Consider the following 439-nt stretch of genomic DNA (forward strand, 5'->3'; position numbering starts at 1 on the left):
TTAGCTGACCATTTAGTACTGCATAATTTGTACTTTCTATGTGTGAACAATTACTTAAAGGCAAAGCACTATCAAGAAACTGACGTGCAAACGCCATCACTTTGAAGCCTCGTACAGGGTTATACTCTGGGGTTTTCTCCGCTCCTTCGTCTTGCGAAAGCACATCAGTGCCATACAAAGCATCATATAACGATCCCCAACGAGCATTCGCTGCGTTCAAAGCAAACCGCGCATTATTCACCGGCACCACCAATTGCGGACCAGCCATCAATGCGATTTCTGGATCAACATTTTCTGTATCAATGCTAAACTTTTTAGGCGGGGTGACTAGGTAACCAATATCTTGTAAAAATGTCCGATACTTATGGCTGTCCCATACAGGGTTTTCTCGGTGATATTCATCAATTTCTTTTTGTAGATTAGCCCGCTTACTTAACAG

1 pseudogene is annotated in these 439 nt (G+C 42.6%); it reads right to left on the reverse strand.

Annotated elements, in window-relative coordinates:
- A pseudogene (locus CWC11_RS20645) lies at positions 1-439 on the reverse strand (malate synthase G); the annotation flags it as partial.

It is taken from the genome of Pseudoalteromonas sp. S3178 (assembly GCF_005886985.1).
Lineage (GTDB): Bacteria > Pseudomonadota > Gammaproteobacteria > Enterobacterales > Alteromonadaceae > Pseudoalteromonas > Pseudoalteromonas carrageenovora.